The organism is Mycobacterium sp. NGS54, assembly GCF_059812465.1.
The window spans coordinates 206,511-230,892 of record NZ_JCALCS010000004.1 but is presented as its reverse complement, the minus strand read 5'-3'; the positions used below and the strand labels follow the sequence as shown (position 1 = coordinate 230,892).

The 24,382-nt window shown below is 67.2% G+C and carries 25 protein-coding genes and 1 tRNA gene; 12 read left to right on the top strand and 14 right to left on the bottom strand.

Going from position 1 to position 24,382, the window contains the following annotated elements; all coding sequences use genetic code 11:
* Positions 1–8 precede the first annotated feature (8 nt).
* The gene (locus AC5Y5E_RS13475) at positions 9–569 is read left to right on the top strand and encodes a TetR/AcrR family transcriptional regulator (protein ID WP_499903491.1); all 561 of its coding nucleotides are present in this window, start codon (positions 9–11) and stop codon (positions 567–569) included.
* Positions 570–606: 37 nt separating this feature from the next.
* Here the strand turns inward: AC5Y5E_RS13475 and AC5Y5E_RS13470 are convergent, their stop codons facing one another.
* Positions 607–2,103 (bottom strand): carboxyl transferase domain-containing protein, encoded by a 1,497-nt coding sequence (locus AC5Y5E_RS13470; protein WP_499903490.1) that lies wholly within the window; start codon positions 2,101–2,103, stop codon positions 607–609.
* Between the two features lie 26 nt (positions 2,104–2,129).
* Between AC5Y5E_RS13470 and AC5Y5E_RS13465 the strand changes: the two genes are divergently transcribed.
* Both AC5Y5E_RS13465 and AC5Y5E_RS13460 read left to right on the top strand, forming a co-directional pair.
* Complete coding sequence (locus AC5Y5E_RS13465) at positions 2,130–2,864, top strand: enoyl-CoA hydratase (protein WP_499903489.1); 735 nt, start codon at positions 2,130–2,132, stop codon at positions 2,862–2,864.
* A gap of 5 nt (positions 2,865–2,869) precedes the next feature.
* Positions 2,870–3,988 carry an MBL fold metallo-hydrolase gene (locus AC5Y5E_RS13460; RefSeq protein WP_499903488.1) on the top strand — a complete coding sequence of 373 codons (1,119 nt, stop codon included), beginning with the start codon at positions 2,870–2,872 and terminating at the stop codon, positions 3,986–3,988.
* On the opposite strand, the gene AC5Y5E_RS13455 is transcribed toward AC5Y5E_RS13460, so the two are convergent.
* Positions 3,966–4,175 carry a hypothetical protein gene (locus tag AC5Y5E_RS13455; protein WP_499903487.1) on the bottom strand — a complete coding sequence of 70 codons (210 nt, stop codon included), beginning with the start codon at positions 4,173–4,175 and terminating at the stop codon, positions 3,966–3,968. The two genes, AC5Y5E_RS13460 and AC5Y5E_RS13455, sit on opposite strands and share 23 nt — an antisense overlap.
* Before the next feature lie 69 nt (positions 4,176–4,244).
* Here AC5Y5E_RS13455 and AC5Y5E_RS13450 point away from each other — a divergent pair, with 69 nt between their 5' ends.
* The 6 genes from AC5Y5E_RS13450 to AC5Y5E_RS13425 all read left to right on the top strand — a co-directional run bounded on the left by AC5Y5E_RS13450 (position 4,245) and on the right by AC5Y5E_RS13425 (position 10,263).
* The gene (locus AC5Y5E_RS13450) at positions 4,245–5,822 is read left to right on the top strand and encodes a serine hydrolase (protein WP_499903486.1); all 1,578 of its coding nucleotides are present in this window, start codon (positions 4,245–4,247) and stop codon (positions 5,820–5,822) included.
* On the top strand, positions 5,819–8,206 hold the full coding sequence (locus AC5Y5E_RS13445; RefSeq protein WP_499903485.1) for a cation-translocating P-type ATPase: 2,388 nt from the start codon (positions 5,819–5,821) through the stop codon (positions 8,204–8,206). The genes AC5Y5E_RS13450 and AC5Y5E_RS13445 overlap by 4 nt, the downstream gene beginning before the upstream one ends.
* A 35-nt stretch (positions 8,207–8,241) precedes the next feature.
* Positions 8,242–8,430, top strand: coding sequence for an antitoxin (locus AC5Y5E_RS13440; RefSeq protein ID WP_499903484.1), 189 nt, complete (start codon positions 8,242–8,244; stop codon positions 8,428–8,430).
* A gap of 4 nt (positions 8,431–8,434) precedes the next feature.
* Positions 8,435–8,908, top strand: a complete 474-nt coding sequence (locus AC5Y5E_RS13435) for a type II toxin-antitoxin system Rv0910 family toxin (RefSeq protein ID WP_499903483.1) — start codon at positions 8,435–8,437, stop codon at positions 8,906–8,908.
* A gap of 97 nt (positions 8,909–9,005) precedes the next feature.
* Entirely contained in the window at positions 9,006–9,779 is a 774-nt protein-coding gene (locus AC5Y5E_RS13430; RefSeq protein ID WP_499903482.1) for a VOC family protein, read from the top strand.
* 49 nt (positions 9,780–9,828) lie between these two features.
* Positions 9,829–10,263: a hypothetical protein gene (locus tag AC5Y5E_RS13425; RefSeq protein WP_499903481.1), complete on the top strand. Its 435-nt coding sequence runs from the start codon at positions 9,829–9,831 to the stop codon at positions 10,261–10,263.
* A 4-nt stretch (positions 10,264–10,267) separates the two neighbouring features.
* Here the strand turns inward: AC5Y5E_RS13425 and AC5Y5E_RS13420 are convergent, their stop codons facing one another.
* The 4 genes from AC5Y5E_RS13420 to AC5Y5E_RS13405 form a co-directional block, all read right to left on the bottom strand.
* Positions 10,268–10,750, bottom strand: coding sequence for a VOC family protein (locus tag AC5Y5E_RS13420; protein WP_499903480.1), 483 nt, complete (start codon positions 10,748–10,750; stop codon positions 10,268–10,270).
* Entirely contained in the window at positions 10,747–12,261 is a 1,515-nt protein-coding gene (locus AC5Y5E_RS13415; protein ID WP_499903479.1) for a carotenoid oxygenase family protein, read from the bottom strand. The genes AC5Y5E_RS13420 and AC5Y5E_RS13415 overlap by 4 nt, the downstream gene beginning before the upstream one ends.
* A 2-nt stretch (positions 12,262–12,263) precedes the next feature.
* Positions 12,264–13,484 (bottom strand): acetyl-CoA acetyltransferase, encoded by a 1,221-nt coding sequence (locus AC5Y5E_RS13410; RefSeq protein ID WP_499903478.1) that lies wholly within the window; start codon positions 13,482–13,484, stop codon positions 12,264–12,266.
* Between the two features lie 212 nt (positions 13,485–13,696).
* A complete protein-coding gene (locus AC5Y5E_RS13405) occupies positions 13,697–15,088 on the bottom strand; it encodes an MFS transporter (protein ID WP_499903477.1) in 1,392 nt (463 codons plus the stop codon).
* A 327-nt stretch (positions 15,089–15,415) separates the two neighbouring features.
* Between AC5Y5E_RS13405 and AC5Y5E_RS13400 the strand changes: the two genes are divergently transcribed.
* The 3 genes from AC5Y5E_RS13400 to AC5Y5E_RS13390 all read left to right on the top strand — a co-directional run bounded on the left by AC5Y5E_RS13400 (position 15,416) and on the right by AC5Y5E_RS13390 (position 19,202).
* Entirely contained in the window at positions 15,416–16,867 is a 1,452-nt protein-coding gene (locus AC5Y5E_RS13400; protein ID WP_499903921.1) for a glycoside hydrolase family 183 protein, read from the top strand.
* Positions 16,868–16,934: 67 nt separating this feature from the next.
* Positions 16,935–17,720 (top strand): DUF732 domain-containing protein, encoded by a 786-nt coding sequence (locus tag AC5Y5E_RS13395; RefSeq protein ID WP_499903476.1) that lies wholly within the window; start codon positions 16,935–16,937, stop codon positions 17,718–17,720.
* A gap of 801 nt (positions 17,721–18,521) precedes the next feature.
* Positions 18,522–19,202, top strand: coding sequence for a class II aldolase/adducin family protein (locus AC5Y5E_RS13390; RefSeq protein WP_499903475.1), 681 nt, complete (start codon positions 18,522–18,524; stop codon positions 19,200–19,202).
* On the opposite strand, the gene AC5Y5E_RS13385 is transcribed toward AC5Y5E_RS13390, so the two are convergent.
* The 8 genes from AC5Y5E_RS13385 to AC5Y5E_RS13350 all read right to left on the bottom strand — a co-directional run bounded on the left by AC5Y5E_RS13385 (position 19,191) and on the right by AC5Y5E_RS13350 (position 24,371).
* Positions 19,191–19,796 (bottom strand): hypothetical protein, encoded by a 606-nt coding sequence (locus tag AC5Y5E_RS13385; protein ID WP_499903474.1) that lies wholly within the window; start codon positions 19,794–19,796, stop codon positions 19,191–19,193. The two genes, AC5Y5E_RS13390 and AC5Y5E_RS13385, sit on opposite strands and share 12 nt — an antisense overlap.
* 99 nt (positions 19,797–19,895) lie before the next feature.
* Positions 19,896–20,471 (bottom strand): DUF6036 family nucleotidyltransferase, encoded by a 576-nt coding sequence (locus tag AC5Y5E_RS13380; protein WP_499903473.1) that lies wholly within the window; start codon positions 20,469–20,471, stop codon positions 19,896–19,898.
* Positions 20,471–20,959, bottom strand: coding sequence for a helix-turn-helix domain-containing protein (locus AC5Y5E_RS13375; RefSeq protein WP_499903920.1), 489 nt, complete (start codon positions 20,957–20,959; stop codon positions 20,471–20,473). The genes AC5Y5E_RS13380 and AC5Y5E_RS13375 overlap by 1 nt, the downstream gene beginning before the upstream one ends.
* Positions 20,960–21,277: 318 nt before the next feature.
* Positions 21,278–21,350 (bottom strand) — tRNA-Arg (locus AC5Y5E_RS13370).
* A gap of 137 nt (positions 21,351–21,487) precedes the next feature.
* The gene (locus AC5Y5E_RS13365) at positions 21,488–21,709 is read right to left on the bottom strand and encodes a hypothetical protein (RefSeq protein WP_499903472.1); all 222 of its coding nucleotides are present in this window, start codon (positions 21,707–21,709) and stop codon (positions 21,488–21,490) included.
* A gap of 82 nt (positions 21,710–21,791) precedes the next feature.
* A complete protein-coding gene (locus AC5Y5E_RS13360; RefSeq protein WP_499903919.1) occupies positions 21,792–22,268 on the bottom strand; it encodes a DUF5709 domain-containing protein in 477 nt (158 codons plus the stop codon).
* 199 nt (positions 22,269–22,467) lie between these two features.
* Positions 22,468–23,292 (bottom strand): LLM class F420-dependent oxidoreductase, encoded by an 825-nt coding sequence (locus AC5Y5E_RS13355; protein WP_499903918.1) that lies wholly within the window; start codon positions 23,290–23,292, stop codon positions 22,468–22,470.
* A 23-nt stretch (positions 23,293–23,315) separates the two neighbouring features.
* Positions 23,316–24,371, bottom strand: coding sequence for a poly-gamma-glutamate hydrolase family protein (locus tag AC5Y5E_RS13350; RefSeq protein ID WP_499903471.1), 1,056 nt, complete (start codon positions 24,369–24,371; stop codon positions 23,316–23,318).
* Positions 24,372–24,382: the final 11 nt, after the last annotated feature.

Genomic DNA, 24,382 nt, shown 5'->3' with positions numbered 1-24,382 from the left:
TCGTTGACATGAAGAGGTCTTCGGAGCGGACCAAGGCCGCGATCCTGGCGGCGGCTCGCGAGAGGTTCGGCGCATCGGGTTTCCAGGCCGCCACGATTCGGGCGATCGCCGGGGACGCCGGGGTGGACCCCGCGATGGTGATGCGCTACTACGGCAGCAAGGACAAGCTGTTCGCGGCCGCGGCGGATTTCGACCTCAGGTTCCCGGAATTCGCGGAGGGGGAGCGCGCGCAGGTCGGGCGGGCGGTGGTCCGGCACTTTCTGGAACGCTGGGAGGGCGACGAGGCGCTGGTCATCCTGCTGCGGTCCAGCGCCACCAATGGTGAAGCCGCGCAACGGATGCAGGAAATCTTCGGGACCCAACTGGAGCCGCTGGTCGCCACGCTGGTGCCGGCCGGGGAATCCGGAGTTCGGGCCGGCCTGATCGCCACCCAGATCTTGGGTATGGCGTTGTGCCGCTTCGTGTTACGGCTGCCGCCGGTCGTCGCGATGAGCCGCGACGAGATCGTCGACTGGCTGGGGCCGACGATCCAGCGTTACCTCGGGGTGGCGGCGGACGCCGAGACTTAAACGGCTGCGACGCGCGCCGGCGTGTCGTGTGCGCGAGTTAAGTGTCGCGTTGGCGGGCGGTGCGGGGCAGGCCGATGCGCCGGTAGCGTCCCAGGCGCGCGGTCAGCCGCTCGGCGGCGGGGACCTCACGCAGCGCGCATACCTCGGCCGCGATGGCGCGCGAAAGCCGTTGGGAAAACTCGACCGGTTCGTCGGCGGCGTCGGGATGCTCGGGCACGATGGCGTCGACGATCCCGGACTCCAAAAGGTCACGCGACCGAATGCCTTGGGCCCCAGCGAGTTCCGGGGCATGCGCGGTGTCGCGGTACACGATCGCGCTGGCGCCCTCCGGCGGCAGTGGCGCCAGCCAGCCGTGCAGTGCGGCCAGCACCCGGTCGGCGGGCACCATCGCCAGCGCCGGCCCGCCGCTGCCCTGGCCCAACAGCACCGACACCGTCGGCGTCTCCAGCGTGACGAGCTCGGCCAGGCACTGCGCGATCTGGCCGGCCAGCCCGCCCTCCTCGGCCTCGGTCGACAGCGCGGGTCCGGCCGCGTCGATGAGCAGCACCAGCGGCAGCCGCAGCTCGGCGGCCAACGCCATGCCGCGCCGGGCCTCACGCAGCGAGGCGGGCCCGACGAGCCCCCCGCTAACCCGCTGCTGTCCCAGGACCACCGCGGGCTGGCCGTTGAAGCGGGCCAGCGCCAGCAGCGTGGTCGCCGCTTCACCGCGACCCGTGCCGGATAGCAGCACGCAGTCGGTGGCGCCGTGCCGCAGCAGGTGGCCGACGCCCGGCCGGTCGGGCCGCCGTGACGCCACGACGGAGTCCCACGCCGACACGTCGGGCGTCGGCTCGGGTGGCGACGCCTCGGGCAGCTCGCCGGGCGGATCGGCGATCACCCTCAGCGCGCGATCCAGCATCGGGCGCAGCTCGTCGAGCGCAACCACACCGTCGATCACCCCGTGCCGCTGCAGGTTCTCCGCGGTCTGGACGCCGGCCGGGAACGGTTCGCCATAGAGCTGCTGGTAGACGCGGGGCCCGAGGAACCCGATCAGGGCGCCCGGTTCGGCGATCGTGATGTGGCCCAGCGAGCCCCACGACGCGAACACCCCGCCGGTGGTCGGGTGGCGCAGGTAGACCAAGTACGGCAGGTGTTCTCGCTTGTGCAGCGTGACGGCGGCGGCGATCTTCACCATTTGCAGGAACGCGACCGTGCCCTCCTGCATGCGGGTGCCGCCGGAACTCGGCGAGGCCAGCAGCGGCAGCCGCTCGGCGGTCGCGCGTTCCACGGCGGCGGTGATCCGTTCGGCCGCGGCGACGCCGATCGAGCCGCCGAGGAAGTCGAACTCGCACACCACGACCGCGACGCGGCGCCCGCATATGCGGCCCTCGCCGGTCAGCACCGCTTCGTCCCGGCCGGTGGCGGCCCGGGCGTCGGCGAGCTCGCGCGTATAGGACTCCGACGCCGGCACGGCCATCGGCTCGCTGTCCCAGCTCACGAAAGAGCCCTCGTCGAGGACGGCATCCCGCAGTTGTTCGGTCGTGATACGAGTCACCCGTCGAGGCTATATAGGCTGGGTGAATGATCGGCGTCACCCAGACCGAAGCCGTTATGACCATCGAGCTGCAGCGCCCCGAGCGCCGCAATGCGCTGAATTCCCAGCTCGTCGACGAGTTGCGCGAGGCCATCCAGAAGACCGGCGACGACGGGTCGACGCGTGTGATCGTGCTGACCGGCCAGGGCACCGTGTTCTGCGCGGGCGCGGACCTGTCGGGCGATGCGTTCGCCGCCGACTACCCCGATCGGCTCATCGAGCTGCACAAGGTCATGGATGCGGCCCCGATACCGGTGATCGGCGCGATCAACGGCCCCGCCATCGGCGCCGGCCTGCAGCTGGCCATGCAATGCGATCTGCGGGTCGCCGTTCCGGACGCGTTCTTCCAGTTCCCGACGTCGAAATACGGCCTGGCGCTTGATAACTGGAGCATTCGCCGGTTGTCTTCGTTGGTCGGCCATGGCCGGGCGCGCGCGATGCTGCTGACCGCGGAGAAGCTGACCGCGGAGGTGGCGCTGCAGACCGGAATGGTCAACCGGATCGGGTCGCTGGCGGACGCGCAGGCCTGGGCCGCCGAAATCACGGGCTTGGCGCCGCTGGCGATCCAGCACGCCAAGCGGGTGCTCAACGACGACGGCTCCATCGAAGAGGCCTGGCCGGAGCACAAGGAGCTCTTCGACAGAGCCTGGGCGAGCCAGGACGTCATCGAAGCGCAGGTCGCGCGGATCGAGAAGCGGCCACCGAAGTTCCAGGGAGCCTGACAGGTATGCCGCGGGGGGCGCTGCGACTGGCCGCCGGCACGGCCTCGCTGGCGGTCGGCAGTTGGCTGGTGCGTGCGCTGCACGGCGCGCCGGCCGCCCTCGGTGCGTCGCCCGCCTCGATCCGCGCGGTGGCCCAGGGGTCGCCGCACTATTCCGACGGCGAGTTCGTCAACCTCGACCCCGCGTCGATCTACCAGATGGATCGCGAGGAACTGCGGCTCATCGTGTGGGAGTTCCTGGGTAACCGCGGCGGCAGCCGTCCGAAGGCGCCGATCCCGCTCGCCACCCCGGAAATCTTCGACGGGGACGCCGCGCGGCTGGCCGTCAGCTGGTTCGGTCACTCGACGGCGCTGCTGGAAATCGACGGCTACCGCGTGCTCACCGACCCGGTATGGAGCAATCGATGCTCGCCGTCGGACACCGTGGGACCCCAGCGGCTGCATCCCCCGCCGGTGCAACTGGAGGGGTTGCCCGCGGTCGACGCGGTGGTGATCAGCCATGACCACTACGACCACCTCGACATCGACACCGTCATGGCGCTGGCGCACACGCAGCGGGCCCCGTTCTTCGTGCCGCTCGGGGTGGGCGCACACCTGCGCGCGTGGGGGATTCCCGAGCACCGCATCGTCGAACTCGACTGGCATCAGGGCGCCAAGCTCGACGAGCTGACGGTGATTTGCATGCCGGCGCGGCACTTTTCGGGCCGCTTCTTCGACCGCAACACCACGCTGTGGGCGTCGTGGGCGTTCATCGGTCGCCGCCACCGCGCCTATTTCGGCGGCGACACGGGCTACACCAAGAGCTTCACGCAGATCGGCGCCGACCACGGCCCGTTCGACCTGACCCTGCTGCCGATCGGTGCCTACAACACCGCGTGGCCGGACATCCACATGAACCCCGAGGAGGCGGTTCGCGCCCACCTGGACGTCACCGACTCCGGTTCGGGGCTGCTGGTGCCCGTCCACTGGGGGACCTTCCGCCTGGCCCCCCACCCGTGGGCCGAGCCCGTCGAGCGCCTGCTGGCGGCGGCGACCCCCGCCAAGGTCGACGTGGCCGTGCCGCTGCCCGGGCAGCGCATCGATCCCGCCACGCCGCGCAGGTTCAACCCGTGGTGGCGGCTCTGACCCGCTCATAGACCGTCACCCGATCGTGTTGACCCCACCATTGCACCGGCTGGCGGGCATCGCTCTCGGTCCAGTGGGTGTCGACTATCCGGTGCATCCGGTCGTCGCCGATGTGGATGACGCGATTTCCCCTGTAGGCCTTCAGGATTCGCGCGCCGACGTCCTGTCCGTGGGGCGGCCACGACAAGAACAGCGTCCTGTCGGCGTGCAGGTTGTCGTTCCGGCGGGCATTGTTGTCAGGCTAAAGTGTGCGGCCATGACGAAACGCGCGGCGACGGCGACGTTGGCTTTGCTCGTGTTGACGGGATGCGGCCCCACGCAGCCGGTCTCCGGGCCCCCGCCCGCGCTGTCCGACGCGCCGCCCAACGAGGTGTCGGGCCTGGCGATCCCCGCCGGCCGCGTCGACGAGGCCGTGGCAAAGGTCGACGGCCTGGTCGGCGACCTGATGAAAAGCACCGGCATTCCCGGAATGGCCGTGGCCATCGTGCGCGGCGGAAAGACCATATACGCCAAGGGATTCGGCGTCAGGGACGCGAGCAAAGGCGATGCGCAGGACAACAAGGTGGACGCCGACACCGTCTTCCAATTGGCGTCGGTGTCGAAATCCGTCGGTGCGACGGTGGTGGCGCACGAAGTGGGTGACAACGTGGTCACCTGGGACACGCCCGCGGTGTCCAAGCTGCCGTGGTTCGCGCTGGGCGACCCCTACGTCACCGGCCACGTGACCGTCGCCGACCTGTACTCGCATCGTTCCGGGCTGCCCGACCACGCCGGTGACAAGCTGGAGGCCCTGGGCTACGACCGCCGCCAGGTACTCGCACGCCTGAAGTACCTACCGCTGGCGTCCTTCCGAAACAGCTACGCCTACACCAACTTCGGGGTCACCGCGGCCGCTGAGGCGGTCGCGGCCGCGGCCGGCAAGCCGTGGGAGGAGCTTTCGGACGACGTGCTGTATCGCCCGCTGGGGATGACGGACACAAGTTCGCGCTTCGCCGACTTCGTCGCGCGGCCCGACCGCGCGGTCAACCACGTCAAGGTCGGCGACAAGTGGGAGCCGCGCTTCCAGCGCGATCCGGATCCGCAGTCGGCCGCGGGCGGGGTCAGCTCGTCGGTCAACGACATGGCGCACTGGCTGAACATGTTGCTGGGCAACGGGACTTACCAGGGCCGGCGCATCGCCCCCCCGGAAGCCTTGCTACCCGCCACCACCGCGCAGGTCGTCTCGGCTCCCGCGACGACGCCCAAGGCGCGCTCCGGTTTCTACGGTTACGGCTTCAACGTGTCGGTGACCTCGTCGGGCCGCACCGAGTACAGCCATTCCGGCGCGTTCTCCCTGGGGGCGGCGACGAACTTCGTGGTGATGCCGTCCGAGGATCTGGGCATCATCGCGCTCACCAACGCCGCGCCCATCGGCGTGCCGGAGACTTTGACCGCCGAATTCATGGATCTGGTGCAATACGGACAGATTCGCGAAAACTGGGCCGAAAAGTACAAGCAGGCGATCGGCTGGATGAACAACCCGGAAGGATCGCTGGTCGGCAAGCAGCCCCCGGCCAACCCCGCGCCCGCGCGCCCGGCGCGCGACTACGCCGGCGTCTACGCCAGCGACTACTGGGGCCCGGCCGTCGTCACCGAGCGCGACGGGGCGCTGCAGCTGTCGCTGGGGCCGAAGAATCGGACGTTCCCACTGACGCACTGGGACGGCGACGCCTTCACGTTCACCGTGACCGACGAAAACGCCCCGCCCGGAACGATTTCCAAAGCCGTGTTCGCCGGCAACACGTTGAACCTGGAGTATTTCGACTCGGACAAGTTGGGAACCTTCACCCGATGATCGCGGGCCTCACCGATGCCGAAGTGGCCCAGCGGGTAGCCGAGGGCAAGTCCAACGCTGTCCCGGAACGTGCCACCCGCAGCGTCGCGGCCATCGTTCGCGCCAACGTCTTCACCCGGATCAACGCGATCCTCGGCGTTCTGCTGCTGATCGTGCTGGCGACGGGCTCGGTGATCAACGGGCTGTTCGGCCTGCTCATCATCGCCAACAGCGTCATCGGCATGGTGCAGGAGATCCGGGCCAAGCAGACGCTGGACAAGCTGGCGATCATCGGGCAGGCGAAACCGTTGGTGCGCAGGCAGTCCGGGACCACCACGCTGATGCCGGGCGAGGTCGTGCTCGACGACATCATCGAGCTCGGCCCCGGCGACCAGGTCGTCGTCGACGGCGAGGTCATGGAGGAGGAGAACCTCGAGGTCGACGAATCGCTATTGACCGGCGAGGCGGACCCGATCACCAAGGCCCCGGGTGCGGCGGTGATGTCCGGCAGCTTCGTCGTCACCGGCGTCGGCGCATACCGCGCGACCAAGGTCGGCCCGGAGGCCTACGCCGCCAAGCTCGCCGAGGAGGCCAGCAAGTTCAGCCTGGTGAAATCCGAACTGCGCAACGGCATCAACCGAATCCTTCAGTTCGTCACCTATTTGTTGGTGCCGGCCGGTCTGCTGACGATCTACACGCAGTTCTTCACCACGCACGCCGGCTGGCGCCAATCGGTGCTGCGCACGGTGGGCGCGCTGGTGCCGATGGTGCCGGAGGGACTGGTCTTGCTGACGTCGGTCGCGTTCGCGGTTGGGGTGATTCGGCTCGGCCAGCGCCAGTGCCTGGTGCAGGAATTGCCTGCCATCGAGGGATTGGCGCGCGTCGACGTGGTGTGCGCCGACAAGACCGGCACCCTGACCGAAAGCGGCATGCGGGTCGCTGAGCTAGTCGAGATCGCGCAGTCCCAGCCGGTCGCCGACGCGCTGGCCTCCCTGGCCGCGGCCGACCCGCGCCCCAACGCCAGCATGCGCGCGATCGCGGAAACCTACGACCAGCCGCCGGGCTGGATCCCCACCGCCACTGCGCCTTTCAAGTCGGCCACCAAGTGGAGCGGTGTGTCCTTCGGTGACCGCGGCGACTGGGTGATCGGCGCGCCCGACGTGCTGCTGGATCCCGCGTCGGACGCCGCCGAACGGGCGGAGGGCATCGGCGCCCAGGGGCTGCGGGTCCTGCTGCTGGGTCGCGGCGACGTGGCCGTGGACCACCCCGACGCGCCCGGCCGGGTCACCCCGGTCGCGCTGGTGGTACTCGAACAGAGGGTCCGCCCCGACGCTCGCGAGACGCTGGATTATTTTGCTGCCCAGGATGTTTCGGTCAAAGTGATCTCGGGTGACAACGCGGTGTCGGTCGGGGCCGTCGCCGGCAAGCTCGGGCTGCGCGGCGACGCGATGGATGCCCGCCAACTGCCCACCGACCCGGCCGAGCTGGCCGACACGCTGGACAGCCACACCACCTTCGGGCGGGTGCGGCCCGACCAGAAGCGGGCCATCGTGCGCGCGCTGCAGTCCCACGGCCACAGCGTGGCGATGACCGGCGACGGCGTCAACGACGTGCTGGCGCTCAAGGACGCCGACATCGGCGTCGCGATGGGTGCGGGTAGCCCGGCGTCGCGCGCGGTCGCGCAGATCGTGTTGCTGGACAACAGGTTTGCCACGCTGCCGTACGTCGTCGGCGAGGGCCGGCGGGTGATCGGCAACATCGAGCGGGTCGCCAGCCTGTTCTTGACCAAGACGGTGTACTCGGTGCTGCTGGCGCTGTTCGTGGGCATCGAATGCCTGCTCGCCAAGCCGCTCCACGCCGACCCGCTGCTGTACCCGTTCCAGCCGATCCACGTCACCATCGCGGCATGGTTCACCATCGGGATCCCGTCGTTCGTCCTGTCGCTGGCGCCCAACAACGAACGCGCGTACCCGGGCTTCGTGCGCCGGGTGGTGACGTCGGCACTGCCGTCCGGGCTCGTCGTCGGCGCGGCGACGTTCGCCTCCTACCTGGTGGCCTACCACGGGCGTCACGCCACGTTCCGCCAGCAGGAGCAGGCGTCGACCGCGGCGCTGATCACGTTGCTGGTGACCGCGCTGTGGGTGCTCGCGGTCGCGGCGCGGCCATACCAGTGGTGGCGGGTGGCGTTGGTGGTGTTCTCCGGCCTGGCCTACGTGGTGATCTTCAGCATCCCGCTGGCGCAGGAGAAGTTCCTGCTCGACCCGTCCAATCTGGCGTTGACGTCGACCGCGCTGGGGATCGGCGTGGTGGGTGCCGCCGCGATCGAGGCAACGTGGTGGATCCGGGCCCGGATGCTGGGGGTGCAACCGCGGCTGTGGCGGGAACCGGTGACGGCCGCCAAGTAAAATTCCGGGCGAATCCTCGGGGAAGGGGCACGAAGATGGGATTCCTGGACAAGGCGAAGGACCTGTTGGCACAGAACGCCGACAAGGTCGAGATGGCGATCGACAAGGCCGGCGAATTCGTCGACGACAAGACGCAGGGCAAGTACTCCGACACCATCCACAAGGTGGCCGAAGAGGCGAAGAAGGCCGCCGATTCCGCTGTCTCCGGCGACCAGCAGATCTAAGCGCATGGCGAAACTCTCCGGATCGATCGACGTCCCGCTGGCCCCCGAGGTGGCCTGGAAGCACGCCTCCGACCTGTCCCGGTATAAGGAGTGGCTGACCATCCACAAGGTGTGGCGCAGCACGCTGCCCGACGACATCGACAAGGGGACGGTCGTCGAATCGATCGTCGAGGTCAAGGGCATGTACAACCGGATCAAGTGGACGGTCGTGCGCTACAAGCCACCGGAGGGTATGACGCTCAACGGCGATGGCGTCGGCGGCGTCAAGGTGAAGCTGATGGCCAAGGTGCAGCCGGCGGCCGAGGGCTCCACCGTCGGCTTCGACGTGCACCTCGGTGGTCCCGCGCTGTTCGGGCCGATCGGCATGATCGTGGCCGCCGCACTGCGCAGCGACATCAACCAGTCGCTGCGGAACTTCGTTCGGGTGTTCACCGCCGCTGACCCCCACACGAACGGGGACGGCGGCGTCCGCCGCTGACTCGTCGCGGCCGATGAGTTTTCGTCCCGGCTCCAGTCGATACGTGTGAACCCCGATGACGACGGGGCACACCACGACAAACGAGGAGGGGGTCATCGTGCCCACCCGTGACGGCGCGCCGCTGGGCGCTCCCTGCTGGATCGATTTGGCGACGTCGGACCTGGACGGCGCCCAGGACTTCTACGGCACGCTATTCGGCTGGACGTTCGAATCCGCCGGGCCCGAATACGGCGGTTACGTCAACGCCGCGAAGGACGGCCACCGGGTCGCCGGCCTGATGGCCAACCACACCGAGTCTCAGCTGCCCGACGGCTGGACCACCTACTTCGACACCGCCGACATCAACGCGACGGTGTCGGCGGTGACGGCGGCGGGTGGCTCGGTGTTCATGGGCCCCCACGAGGTGCCGGCCAAGGGCGTCATGGCCCTGGCCGCCGACCCGACCGGAGCGCTCTTCGGTTTATGGCAGCCGCTGGAGCACCGCGGCTTCGAGGTGATCGGCGAGGCCGGTTCCCCGGTGTGGCACCAGCTGACTACGCGCGACTTCCGTGCCGCCGTGGACTTTTACCAGCAGGTGTTCGGCTGGCGCACCGAGGTGGTGTCCGACACCGACGAATTCCGTTACATCACCGCATCATTCGATGGGCAACAGTTGCTCGGCGTGATGGACGGTGCCGGCTGCCTGCCCGAGGGCGTCCCGTCGAATTGGACGATCTTCTTCGGCGCCGAGGACGTCGACAAGACGCTGCGGGTGATCGCCGACAACGGCGGCGCCGTGGTGCAGGCCGCCGAGGACACCCCGTACGGCCGGCTGGCCGCGGCGACCGACCCGGCGGGGGTCATCTTCAACCTGTCCTCGCTGCAGGGCTAGCGGGAGTTGGTCGCACCGGTGCGGCGGCGAGTCAGCTAATCTCCCAACCATGACTCGCCGCCTGCGCCCTGGTTGGCTGGTGGCATTTTTCGCACTGCTCATCTCGGCCAGCGCCTGGATGCCGTGGCTGACGACGGCGGCGGGCGGCGGGGGCTGGGCCAACGCCATCGGCGGCACCCACGGCAACCTGATACTGCCGAGGGGCTTCGGTGCGGGACAGCTCATCGTGTTGTTGTCCTCGACGCTGCTGGTGGCCGGAGCGATGGTGGGCCGAGGACTGTCGGCAAAGATCGCTTCCGTTGCGGCGCTGGTCATTTCGCTGCTGATCGTCGGTCTCACGGTGTGGTACTACAAGCTCAACGTCAACCCGCCGGTGTCGGCGGAATACGGCCTCTACGTCGGGGCGGTCGCCGCGGCCTTCGCGGTGGCGTGCTCCCTGATCGCGGTGATCATGGCGTTGGCCTCCCGCCGGCCAACCCGCTGAGGTTTCAGCCCGACGGGAACTCGTGCTTGCCCGAGGTGGCGCTGCCTTCGGGCTCGTTGACGCCGAACACGAAGGGCGCGAACACGACTTCGCGACCGTCCGGGTCACGGTAGGTGATCGCGCCCGTCGCCTCCCAGTATGGGTGCTGCTCCACCGGCGCCAGGCCCGCCGCCTGCAGGCGCGCGATCGCGGAACGCTGGGCCTCCCGGTCGGGGAAGTACAGGCACAGCTGCTCATGAGGATCCACGGCGACGGGCTCGACCGACTCGACGATCTCCAGGGTCAGGTTCCAGCTGGGCAGGCCGAAGATGGCGCCGTTGCTGCCGTAGCTGGCCTCGAACGTTTCGTAGAGCGGCAGCCCCACCAGCTCACGGTAAAACCGCACCGTCTCTTCGAAGTTCGACGAGCGCCGGGCAAAGCGGATGCCGCCGAGCGGTGCCAACTCCGGCGGCCAATGCGTGTGCCGGCGGCGGGATCCGTGGGTCACAGCCCCACCCCGGTTGCGGCCGACTCCGCGGTATGCCAGCGCCGCAGCTGATCGCCGGGCGCCCACGTCGAATGCGTGCCGCTGGAAATACGTTCGGGGAGTTGGAGTTTGCACACCGGGCCGTCGCCGATGCGGGCGGCGTCGAAGACCACGCAGTAGGAGGCGTCGGCATTCATGTCGGTGGTCAGGGTGACCAGGTAGCCGTCGTCCTCACCGGCCGAGCCGACCCGCGGGGCCATCGCGGTCTCGCTTCCGTACACACCGTCGCCGAAGGAGATGCCCTCCTGGTTGCCGGTCAGGACGTCGTGTTTGACCAGGCCGTCGAACAGGAACCAGCCCGGTTTGCCGGTGGCGGCATAGGTGTACCGATAGCCGGTCGTGGCGTAATCAGGGTTGATCGTCCCGAACTCGGTGATCGTGTCCGACAGTGGCTCTTCGGTCACCGCGCCGGTGACCAGGTCGAACCGCCACCGGTGCAGCCGGGCCTGCAGCCGATCCAGCGCCAGGAACCGAAAGAGCTTCTCCCACTTGGTTCCCCCGGTGTCGAGCGGCTGCGGATCGCCCTCGAAGAAGCCGTCGAGCACGATCTCGTCGCCGTCCTCATAGGCGTTGACGAAATGCAGGACGAAGGTCGGGTCCGCCTCGAACCATCGGATGTCGCCCGTCGAGCCACGGCGGGGGAGCACGGCGAAGCGCGACGGGATGTCGGGATAGAACCGCGGCAGGTGCACGTCGTGCTCGAGCAGCCGCGGATCCCAGAACAACGGGAAATCGTTGAGTATCACGTAGTTTTCGGTGAACGCCATGTCATGCGGCAGCCGCGGCCCGGGCAGCGGGATGTCCACGTAGTGGACCAGTTCGTCGCTCTCGTCGACCACGCCGTAACGCATGTATGGCTCCTGCTTGCTGTAGTTGAAGAACAGCAGCTCGCCGGTCTTGCCGTCGACCTTGGGATGCGCCGACACCCCCCAGTCGGTGGGGAAGCGCCCGTTCCAGGTCTCCTTGCCGATGGTGTTCGCCGAGTACGGGTCGACCCGATACAGATCGCCGCACTGGTAGAAACTGGTCAGCGCGATTCCCCGGTGCACGATCACGTCGGTGCTCGACGCGTCCTTCATCCGGGTGCGAGCGCCCCAGCCGTCCGCCCGCTTGGTCAATTGCACCGCTTCGGCCAAACCGGGCCACAGCGGCTCGCCGGCCTCGTTCTCCGCCAGGAAACCATCCGTGCGGACAAAGCGGTTGCGGTAGAAAGCTTTTCCGTCGCGGAAGCCGACCACGTGCAGCATGCCGTCGCCGTCGAACGGGTGATAGGTCTTCAGCGCCGGGTGCAGCGGGTTCTCGGTGTTGCGCAGGTAGACGCCGTCCAGGTCGCGGGGGATCTCACCCTCGACCGCCGTGAGGTCGTCGGCGTCCCACTCCGTCGTCTGCGGCCGCCAGGGACCCGTCCGGTAGGGGTGGTCGTCGTCTTCGGGCAGGGTGGACAGGTACTTGCCGACGATCTCGACATCCATGATCAAATCCCTTTGCTGACAACGAAACTGACCGTGGTGGCGGTGCTGCCGCCGAAGTTGAGGGTGCCGAAGGTGTTGGCGCCCTCGACCTGGTAGTCGCCGGCCGCGCCGCTGACCTGTTTGGCGGCGTCGAGCAGCATCCGGATGCCGGACGCCCCGACGGGGTGGCCGCCGCCGATAAGTCCGCCGCTGGGGTTGATGGGCAGCCGCCCGCCGATCTCGATCTCTCCGTTTTCGATGGCCTTCCACGACTCGCCCGGCCCGGTCAGCCCGATGTGGTCGATGGCGAGGTACTCGCTGGGCGTGAAGCAGTCGTGCACCTCGTACCCGTCGAGGTCGTCGAGCGTCAGCCGGGCCCTTCGGAGGGCGTCGAGAACCGCCGCCCGGACATGGGGCACTACATAAGTGTCGTCGACCGCGCGGTCGAGTTTCTGCCGCAGACCCAGCCCGACGGTGCGGTGTCCCCAGCCGTCGATGCGGCCGATCGGGCGCGCGTCGGGGTGGTCGCGCAGGTATGCGTCGTTGACGAGAACCACCCCGGCGCCGCCGTCGGTCATCTGGCTGCAGTCGAATCGGCGTAACCGGCCTTCGGTGATCGGGTTGGTCGCGTCGTCGTCGGTGATTGGCTGGGGAACCGTCCACCCGCGCGTCTGGGCGTTGGGGTTGCGCCGCGCGTTGGCGAAATTCAGTTGCGCGATCGCGCGCAGGTGCGCGTCGTCCAGGCCGTAGCGCCGGTCGTACTCGTCGGCGATCTCGGCGAACATCGACGGCCACAGGTAGCGAGCGCCTGCGCCTTCGTGTCCGGTCCACGCGGCGGCGCCGAGGTGCTGGGCGGCGGTGTCACCCGGGACGGTCTTCTCCAGCTCGATGCCCACCACCAGCGCGGTGTCGTAGGCGCCCGACCGCAGATCGGCCATCGCCGAGAGTGCCGCAACGCTGCCCGACGCGCACGCGGCCTCGTGTCGCGAGGCCGGGGTGTCCCAGAGTTGGTCGCAAACCGTGGCCGGCATCGCCCCGAGGTGACCCTGGCTCGCGAACATCTCGCCGAAGGCATTGCCGACGTGCACGACGCCGACATCGGCGGCGTCCACTTTCGCGGCGGTGAGCGTTCCCTCGACCACCTCGGCGGTCAACGACGCGAAGTCGCGGTCTTCCTTGGTGAGGTTGCGAGCGAAATCGCTTTGGTAGCCGCCCAGTATCCACACCCCAGTCGAGCCGTCCATATGCGGCACGCTACTCCGCCGGGCGCATGAAAAAAGGCGGCCCCGTCGGCTCTCGGGCTGAACCGACGGGACCTAGACGGGCGCGAAGGCCGGCCGACGCGCACGCCTCTTTTGGAACATTGCCGCCTACGGTGATCGACAAACAAATTGGCCCAACCTGACGGCCGATCGTGGGAATCGCCGTTGACCTGGGCAATTCACCTTTGCACTGCTCAGGGCGCCGCGGGGTCCCGTGCGGCCACGGTTGTTTGCGTCTGGATTGCCTGCGCGTCGGCACGGTCGACCGCCGCCAAGTCGATGCCCTTCGTCTCACGGGCGGCCAGGGCGGCCACCGCACTCACCGCCGCGGTGGCCGCCAGGTACCAGGCAATGGGAACGGAGGATTTGTAGGTCTCGAGCAGGCGAACGGCGATGATCGGGGCGAGCGAGCCAGCGACGATCGAGGTGACCTGGTAGCCGAGCGACACCCCCGAGTAGCGCATCCGGGTCGGGAACATCTCCGCCATGGCCGCCGGCTGGACCGCGTACATGACACCGTGGAAGACCAGCCCGATGATGACCGCCGCCAGGATGATCGCGTTGCGCCGGCTGTCCATCATGGGGAAGGCGAAGAACCCCCAGGTGCACGCGCAGACGGCGCCGACGAAATAGATTGGGCGCCTGCCGAACCGGTCGCTGAGGCGTCCGGCCAACGGGATGACCAGGAAGTGCACGGCGTGCGCGATGAGCAACCACGACAGGATCGCCTTGGTGTTGGTGTGCACGTGCACCTTGAGGTAGGTGATGGAGAAGGTGACGACGAGGTAGTACATCGTGTTCTCGCCGAAGCGCAGGCCCATGGCGGTGAAAACGCCACGCGGGTAACGCTTCAGGACCTCGATGGCGCCCAGCTGCCTGGCCTTTGAGCGGTCGACCTCCTGTTGTGCTTCGAGGAAGATGGGGGCGTCGGTCACCTTCGTGCGGATGTAGTAGCCGATCAGCACGACGACCGCGGACAGCCAGAAGGCCACGCGCCAGCCCCAGCTCAGGAACGCCGCGTCCGAGAGTGTCCATGTCAGGCACAGCAGCACGACGGTGGCGAGCATGTTGCCGCCCGGCACCGCCGCCTGGGGCCAGCTCGCCCAGAAGCCGCGACTGTCCTTCGGGCTGTGCTCGGCCACCAGCAGAACGGCGCCGCCCCACTCGCCGCCGACCGCGAAGCCCTGGATGAACCGCAGCACCACCAACAGCGCGGGCGCCCAGTACCCGACCTGCGCGAAGGTGGGCAGGCAGCCCATCAGCACGGTCGCGGCGCCCACCAGCAGCAGGCTGAACTGCAGCAGCTTCTTGCGCCCGAACCGATCGCCCAGTTGCCCGAAGACGAGGCCGCCGAGCGGGCGGGCGGCGAAGCCGACGGCGTAGGTCACGAAGGAGGCCAGGATCGCGTCGAGCTCGTTGCCGCCGCTCGGAAAGAACACCTTGCTGAACACCAGCGTGGCCGCAGTGCCGTAGAGAAAGAATTCGTACCATTCGACGACGGTGCCGGCCATGGACGCGGCGACAACACGGCGAAGAAACGTCCGGTCCTGGAATGGGTCCGGCTGCAATTCGTTACGGACACTCATTCGGATGTCCTCCCTGGCTGACCGCGGGGTCTATCCGGCGGATGGCAGCGTACCCGGCCCGGGTTACGGATCCCATACGGCGAACAGACGCAGAATCGCACGTACTCGTACAGTGCGATTCTGCGTCTGGTCGGCAGCAAGCGCTGCGCCGGCAAAACCGATGCATTGCGACACGGTCACGGATACATACCTATCCGCTGCTGGCTAGTCACATTGGCCCCGTTAATCACTATCGTCACATGAGCCAGCTGCGGGCGTCAATTGTGACGGCCCGCTCCCGGGAAAGGTGTGACATTGACGGCGATTCCCCGGATCCTGTCGTTATCGATGGCGTCGGCGACCGCCATCGGTTTCTTTGTCGTGGTCGGCCCCGCGCCGTCGGCGAACGCCACACCGTGCGGCGCGCCCGAAGCGAACATCGAACCGCCGGCCGCGCCCCCCGCGATGCCCGCGCCCCAGCCGGTCGTCCAACCGCCGACCGGTCGTAGGCCCTCTCACACGAACGACCAGGCGCCGTTGCCCAAGTTGGGTCCGCTGATCTCGTCGTTGCTCAGGCCGGGAACGACGGGCGGTCAGCGCTACTCCGCGCCGATCCAGCCCCAGGCGGGGGTCGTTCCGCCGGGGCCCAATCCGCCCGCGCCGGGCGTCCCGCAAGTGCCGAACGCAGCCCCGGTCCAGCCGCAGCCGGCCCCCCAGCCGGCGGCGCAGCCGGCGCCCCCGCCGCCCGCCAACATCGCGGGGGCCCCGACATCGCTGGTCGACTGGGTGACCGGACCGGAGGGCCCTAACAAGACCCTCCAACGATTCAGCATCTCGGGGACCGACCTCGGGATCATCTGGGACAACGGCGATCCCGTCAACCGCCAGGTCCTGATGGCCTTCGGTGACACGTTCGGCTACTGCAAGGTCCGCGGTCAGCAATGGCGGTACAACACCCTGTTCCGCAGTTCGGACCGCGACCTGTCGCACGGCATCCACATCGCCGACGGGGTGCCCAACGATCGGTACTCGGGCTCGCCGGTGTGGGCGTCCAACTTGTCCAAGCAGGTCGTGAACACCATCCACAAGGCGCCGCACGAGACGGGCATCATCCCGACCACCGCCATGTCCCTCGGGCGCACCCAGTACATGAGCTACATGTCCATCCGGCAGTGGGGCCGTGACGGGGAATGGCAGACGAACTACTCGGCGATCGCGAGATCCGTTGACAACGGCCAGAACTGGGGGATCTTCCCGAGCAGCATTCGCACGGCGTCAGCGGACGCCATCCCCGGGGTCCCGTTCACGCCGGGCAATGAGAACTTCCAGATGGGCGCGTTCATGAAGGGGAACGACGGCTACATCTACCAGTTCGGCACCCCGTCGGGGCGCGGCGGCGCGGCGTTCCTGTCGCGGGTTCCCCCGAACCAGCTGCCGGACGTGAGCAAGTACCAGTACTGGAACGGTGACAACGGCGGACATTGGGTCGCGGCCAATCCAGGGGCGGCGACGCCGCTGTGGCCCGGCCCGGTCGGCGAGATGTCGGCCCAGTACAACAGCTACCTCAAGCAGTACCTGGTGCTCTACACCAACGGTGGCAGCAATGACGTCGTGGCGCGCACCGCGCCGACGCCGACCGGACCGTGGAGCGGGGAGCAACCGCTGGTGTCGTCGTTCCAGATGCCCGGCGGCATTTATGCGCCGATGATCCACCCCTGGTCGTCGGGGCGGGACCTGTACTTCAACCTGTCGCTGTGGTCGGCGTACGACGTGATGCTGATGCACACCGTTCTGCCCTAAGCGCACGCGCGTTGTCAGCGGTCACCGGGGCTTGCCGCAACGTCGTGACACCCGCAGACTGGTTGATATGCGCGATCGGGAGGCGATCGACCAAGAGTTGAGGCTCATCGCTCTTGGGCGCCAATCGAGCCATGCGCAGGCTGGTCGGCCGTCGATCCGGGACATCGACGCGCTGCTCGACGAACGCCTAGGCCACCCCGTCGAGGTCGTCGAACCCGAGCCGATCGACGACGTTCCGGTGGTCTCCGACACCTCATCGCCGCGCAGCGCGCCTCACGGCCGCAAGCGTCGGCGTCGCCGCTTCCTTCCCCTCGCGGCGTTGCCGCTGTCCCTGCTGGCCGTCGCCGCCGCCGTGGTGGCGGTCATGTTCGGCACGCACAAATCGGACCCGGCGCCGCCGTCGGCCGACCCGGCGCCGGCGGCCGTCCCACCCCCGCCGGCCGCTGCGCCCAGCCCGGCCGCGCCGGTGGTGCACGCTCCGTCGCTGGAGATCGTCGACAGGGCGTTCATCGGTGCGCTGAAACAGGATGGCGTGCCGGTGCCCAGCAACGAGTACGTGACGACCCACGGGCATGCGGTGTGCGAGTTCCTAGCCAACCAACCCGACTTCGCCGAGGCCGTCCGCGTTCTGCAGCAATCGTCGATCTGGGATGCCAATCAAAGCGCCAGCGTCGCGGCCGGTGCCGTCGTCGCGTATTGCCCTCAGTACCAACCTTCCGGCCAGGAGCACCTCCAGACCGGCTTCCAAAACGCCCTGTCCGGACTGCAGGCCATCGAGCGTGATCTGCAGGGGATTCAAGGCAATTTGCAAGACATCCGGGATGGCCTGCCGCCGCTGCCGGGTCAGCAGTGACCGGGGTCGTCGCCACCGCGAAGCCGCCAATTGATCACGCGCAGGACCTATTCGCTGGTGCTGAGCTGCAGGTGGTGCTCCGTTCACGCCCCACGGGCTCGTCGAATTGGAGCTCAAGATTCGAACATGGGAGGAGGACTACGAAGCGGACGCCGGCGCGCGCCCCGTGCGTATCCACGGCGGCTATGGCTGGCGGGAATTCGTGTACGACATCGGCGCTGTGCACCGCTATGAGTGGGAACACGTGCCCGGGCCTAGACGGGTGGCCGTGCTGGCGATGCTTCGAGAAGGCCATTGGCAAGCACCTGGTGCCAGCCGACTTCAAGCCCGGACTCCCCTGCAACTCCGAAGTGGCTAGCCACGAGCCTGAGCTGCGAACCCGGATGGGATTGCCCACCTGATCGAGCTTGGGTAAGGTCCCACTCTTCCCTTGCGGGAGTCACAACGGGAGCACCCCGTGCCCACCCACCACCCATCGCGAACGTGGCGCGGCTGCGCAATGTGCAAGCCACAGAAGCGCCGCGGCGCCGGCCGCTCATCGAAAGATCCCGTCGCCGTAAAGCGGCGACTCGCTGCCACCCGGCGCTATTCCTGCCGGACCCTCGAACGCTGCTGAAGCTAGGGGCAGGGCTTTCAACTCGTCGGCCCCACCTTATTGACTGCACCTGCGCGGAAGAGCACGCTCAAGCAGGCCGAGCCGACACGAAGAATGCGTCATCCAAACACGTCCATGGTCCGCGTGCCCGGCAAATCTGTTTGCAGCAAACTGGATCGAATGAAACGGGATTCGGAGAATGCGAGATGACGACTGCACATGAAGTGCAAATCCATGCTCAACGGATCATCGAAGCTAACAAGCATCTACTCGTCTCGGGGGTGCTATCGCACTCCGGGCTGGCCAACCTGAGCGCCAGGCTCGACGCGGATCGGTTCTTGCTGACCACGACCGGGTACGTGCGAGAGTTGCGCCCTGACCAGCTGGCCACGGTCGGTCTTGATGGCGAGGTCCTTGACGGCGAGCTAGCGCCGGAGAACGCCGAAATTATCGCCATGCACAGCGTCGTTTACAACGCTCGCATTGACGTCGGCGCAGTAATTCACACCCACTCTCCCGCCGCGACGGCTTTCGCGCTGGCCCACCGGCCGTTGCCGTGCCGGTTTGAGCCGTTGCTGCGTTTCGGGCAGGCCGAAGACGTGCCAGTGGCGGCATGGGGACCTCGTGGGTCGGGTATGTCTGCTCGGAACATCGCCGAGGCTCTCGGACGACACCCGGCGACAGCCGCGGTTTTGCTGGCCAACCATGGTCTCTTGGCGTTCGGCCCTGACCCTCTTGCTACTGCTCGACTGCTGGTGGCGATCGAGGAAAGCGCCGAGGCAGAGCTGGCTGCGACCCGGATCGGTGGGGCGGTGGACTTCCCCGAGGGGGCCCTCGCCGCTGTCCGAGAGTCGATGGCGCGGGTGTCGTCGACGTCAGTGCTGTGAGCTTGGGCTACGCCCCGGTCGAACTTTGCGCCCGTCCGGCCCGAATTGTGAAACGGTTCCCTCGACTTCGAGGTAGTGACCGAATTCCATTGACTTGGAATAATATTCGGCGATTTCAGGACGCGCCGAGTTGGTGATCTGATCCCAGAACCATCCGTAAAATTCCCGAACCCTCGTGGAATAGGTCGCGATGGGCGTAACGATGTCGATGCTGTCGCCAGGCGCCGAGGTGATGTGACTCTTGCCCTTCGACCGCCACCCGTCCCACTTGAGCAGTTCTATACGGTTGACCGAAATGGTATTGCTCATCGCCGCAGGCCAACCGGGACCGCCCACTGATTGAAAGTTGGTGCTCGTTGACATGACCGGGATGGCGTAGTGCATCGAGTAGTTGCGCAGGTCCACGAGGAACACCGTGGGCTCATCGCCGAATAACTCGTTGATCTTGGGCGTCCACACCTCGACTTCCCACCTTGTCGTGCGCTTGTCATCCGAGTCAGGTGCATTGAGCTCGGGCCAGACCCGCCGGTGGATGACGCGCTGCACATCGCGTAGCGATGCCAGCGCGGCTAAGTAGTTGTGAAGCAGCCGCACTGCCTCAAATCCGAAGGTGTCGTCTCGTCGTTGGCCACGGAGCCAAGGTAGCGCGCGTCGGCGCCGCCATCGCGGCCGCGGTGTCCGCGGCTTCACGAGCTACTCAACGTTGTTTGTGCGGTGAGCGAGCCAGGCAGCTGCGCGTTGGGAGGCTCTCCGAAAGCGTTCGGGTACAGTCGCGAGACGCGTTGCGATCACTTGCGGGTCGACGAGATCAGCAGTGATCAGTGCATCGACGAAGTTCCGGTCCTTCTCTCGGAGAGCACACAATTTCGCAACACACAAGTCTTCCTTGTTGAGGCACCATCCGATGAATTGAGGTTCACCCGATGGGGCGGCGGTGTTCTCATTCTGGACCTTGACCAGTCGATCGCGCCATCCATCGGGCAGTGCCGAGGTCTGCAGGTCCACGCCGTCGATGCTGAAACCGTGAAGCTGCTCAAACGGGGAGAACTCGCCCGCTGTTCCCTCGAGTTCATCTGCAAGACGGGCGATTTCACCAGTGTCGTCGGCGATCGGTAGAACGTCGACTTCCACCGACCTGGTGGCGTAGAAGGGCAGCTGCTCTTCGGTGTAGGTGCCCAGGATCGCTTGGGAGCCGACGATGATCACTTCAGTCAGGCCGGCGATTTGGCAGGCGGTCCGGATAGCGTGCTCAAGCTGATCGCGCCGCATCAGCGCACCGTGCGCAGAACGCGGATGCGGTCCTCATCGGGGAGCAGTCCACCCATCGGTGAGACTTCGCGCATCTCGATGCAATCGCGGCCGAGTCCAGTGAGGACACGATGAAGGCCGGGTACGTCGCCGCTTCTCATGAGTGATTCCCAGCGGTCGAGGTTTCTCATGTGCGGCTGGCCGGTGACGCCGGACCGTAATCGCCGCAGGTTGCCCTCGATCGTGGGTTGCCATTGGGTAAGGGTTGACCGCGTCAGGTGTCTGGCCAGCTCGCGGTGCAATTTCCACGAGCGGCGTTCGGAACGTGTCAGCTCGGGAGTGACCGGTTGGCGGGTGATTTCGAGTCGGTACCCCATACAGGACAGCAGTCGGTCGAGCTGCTCATCGCTGAGTTCAACCTTGTCGGAGAGGAACTGGCTGATGCTCGGCTGGTGCACACCGCTGAGTCGAGACAACTCGGACTGGGTGGTGCCTGTTTCGTGCATCACCGTCCGCAATACGTCACTCCGACCACTCATGCCTCACTATAGCAGTTTTTACTATAGGCAGGCCGTGGGCCGCTTTTGTGCGCGTGCCGCACGATGAGGCCCGTTCTACGCCCACTTCTAGTTTTGGGGTCTCCGACCGATCCGCCGCACTGAAGCTGTTGATGAAAGACGCTCACGCGCTCATCGGCGGTTGATGCCGCGCGATTGGCTATCGCCAACCAGGATGCGTCATATGATGCCAACCAATCACCGACCAGAACCGGCCGAGGCCAGTCGGCAGACATCTGAAAACCATCGCTGAACTGCGCAAACACCGAGTGCCCCCGGCAGGATTCGAACCTGCGACACCGGCTTTAGGAGAGCCGTGCTCTATCCCCTGAGCTACGAGGGCGAGGAACGTCTTCGAATGCCTGACCAAACCTCGCGGGGCGGCGGTGTGAGTTTAGCGGGCTCGACCGCCGCCATGCGACGCGTCGCGCGGATCGCATTTGCGGCTGCCTTCCGCGCGTGATGGAGGCAGCGCAACCATCACTGCCATCTGAGATCTTCGTCGAGCTGTTGGGCTCGTTCGTCTCGCTCGCCCGCGGGGCGGGCGTCGATCGTGACCTCTTGCCAGTACGCCGGGCTGTAGAGGTGAATGTCGTTGCCGTTGCTGACCTTTAGCACGCCGCCGGTGAGTACTTCATACGCCGCGCCGTCGGGATATGCATCATCGTCGTCCTGACCGGCGATTTGAATCCACATCTTCATGCTGAAACAATCCTCCGCGAGGGCCGATCGGATTTCTCAGGCTACCGCCGCGACGGCAGACTGCCGGAACCCGGCGCTCAACTCACCACTCTTCGCCGTCGATGACGGGAGCGTCGTCTTCGATGATGTGAACCGCCGCTTCCTCGGCAGACGCTGCACCTCCGGAGATCCCGACATCCTCGGCGACTAACTCCGCCTCGGAGTCTTCGCCAAATCCCAGGTCCGGCGCCACAAGTCGACCCGCTCGCGCGTGGCCGACCTCGCTTCGCTCCGGGAATTCGGCCTCGCGCTCGGATTCGTCGGATCGCTCCTGCTCAGTTTCATCGAGCAAGACATCGATTCGCGACGCCGGATCCGGCTCTTCCTCGGCAAGCATCTGGTCCAGAGTCTCGGACGGGCCGAAGGCCCCAGGTCCGTACGGTCGCTCGGGAGGCGAATAGCCTTCGTCGAGGATGTCATCCATGCCGCGGTCGATGAGGGTGTCCTCAGGCTGAAGCTGGTCCTCGTCGTCTGCGCTGTATTCGCCGGGCGCCGGTCCGGTGCCATAGTGAGTGCTCACGACCTGCTCCAACGGTCGTTTCGGCAGCCGGTCATCGCATATTTCAGGTGGTGGCGCTCCATGGGCATCATGCACTCCTAAATCGTGACGGTGCAGCGATATTCGCCTCCCGGCAGACCAACCATAGATACGCAGACGGTGTCGACGTAGGGTCATTCGTCCCTTCAGCGGAGCGGCGCCATCTTGTCACTCGTTCCGGTCAGCGCAGCTCGGCAATCACCTTTGCGAACGCGTCGAGATTGTTGTCCTGCACGGTGAAGCTGCTCAGGCCGTACTTCTCGCGCAGCCCGATCAGCGTGTCCGCCATCTCGCGGGGTGACCCGCTGAGCACCGACGGCATGGACAGCAACTGCTCATCGGGCAGGTCGGGCGCGTATTGGCGGGTCATCCTCAAATCGGGTTCGGTTTCGCCCTCGCGCGGCATCGCCGTGATGACCATGTTCAGCTCCAGCGCGTCGAACCGGTCGGCCGCGGCGTTGCGGACGAACTCGATGCGTTCGGCCAGCGGGTCGTCGACGTCGCGCACCCTGGCACCGGTCAGCCCGATGATGTCGCCGTGCCGGGCGGCTATCGTCAGCACCCGGTCGCCGTTGCCGGCGATGAGGATCGGCGTCGTCGGCTGATGCTCCTTGAGGTAGGTCGTCATGTGCTCGAGGTAGTCGACGCGCGCCCCGGCGCTCGGATACGGCAGCTCGGCGGCCTCGAATTCCTCCCGGACGTAACCGGTCCCGAGCCCGATCTCGAGGCGGCCCTCACTCAACACGTCGAGTGCCTGCAGGTCCCTGCTGAGCAGGGCCGGCTTATAGAAGGCGGCGTTGAGCACATACATGCTGAGCTTGATCTTGGTGGTCACCATCGCGACCGCGGTCAGCGTCGGCGACGGCGCCGCCGCGCCGAGATGGTCGGGCACGCACAAGATGTCGTAGCCGAGATCTTCCGCGCGCTTCACCTTGTCGACCAACGCGGAGCGCGACTTGAAGAACCGCATGCTCAGCCCGATGCGAAAATCCTTGCCCACCAACAACCTCCGTTCAACGACCAAAACACTTACCAGGAACGCGCCGCGGCCGCTAGCCCCCGTACCAGGGCGGAGGTGACCGGCGACAATCCGTCGGCGCCCGGCAGCGGGCTGCGCGGACTGAGACCCCGCACGCGGACCGATAGTTCCAGCTGCGTCCCGCCGTCGCGGACCCGGTTCACCGGGTTGTCGGGATGCAGGCCCCGCAGCTCGCGCGGGATGTCGTCGATGTCGGTGACGACCTGATAACCGGTCAGCCGGATGTGTCGCGCCAGGTGGGCCGCCAGCGCGCGGTTGCGTCCCCCGGCGAGCAGTTGGGTACCGCGCCCGATGCGCCCGTAGCCGTGCAGCGAGACGGCGACGTCGACATGATCGAGAAACTCGGCCAGCCGCGGCGACTCGTCCGGGTCGTAGCGGGCCGACGCGAGGTGGTGCGGGTAGCGGTCGGGATGGCGCACCACGTACACCGAGGCGTCGGCGGCCTCGGCGGCGCGTTCGGCGATGACGTCGGTCATCTCTTCCAGGCCGCCGCCGTGGATGGCGAGGAAACCGAAACGCGACCGCAGCCGGTTCTCCTCGGTAACGCCAGGTTCGCTCAACAGCGCTGAAAGTGATTGCGGCGCGGGGGTTTTAGCGATTACGGGCCGGGGCCAGCGGGACGGATCCCAGCGGCGCAGGAAGTCGATCCAGCGTTGCGGTAGCCCGTGCTGCGCGGCGCCGTCGATGATCCTAGGCAGATATCCCGGTCGGGGCGGGCCCGGGATCACCCGGTGATCGATGTAAACCCAGGCCGGTGACAGTCCGTCGCCGGTGTGCACGGTCAGCCGGTCGCGGCGGTACCGCACCGGAACGCCCTCGGCGCTGTCCAACGTCGCCAGGTCGTCGTCGGAGACTTGCCACAACACCCCGTGCACCTCGTTGCCGCTGAACGGCTCGACGGTGGCCACGCCGCGCTGGTTGATCAGCCAGTCGTGGTCGGCCAGCACCGCCGGTCGCGGATCCGCCGCGTCGGGGCAGCGCAGCGCCATCTGCCTGACGCACAAATTCGACCCGTATGCGAAATAGGGGTGCCGGCGGGCCGGCATCTAGGCAGTCA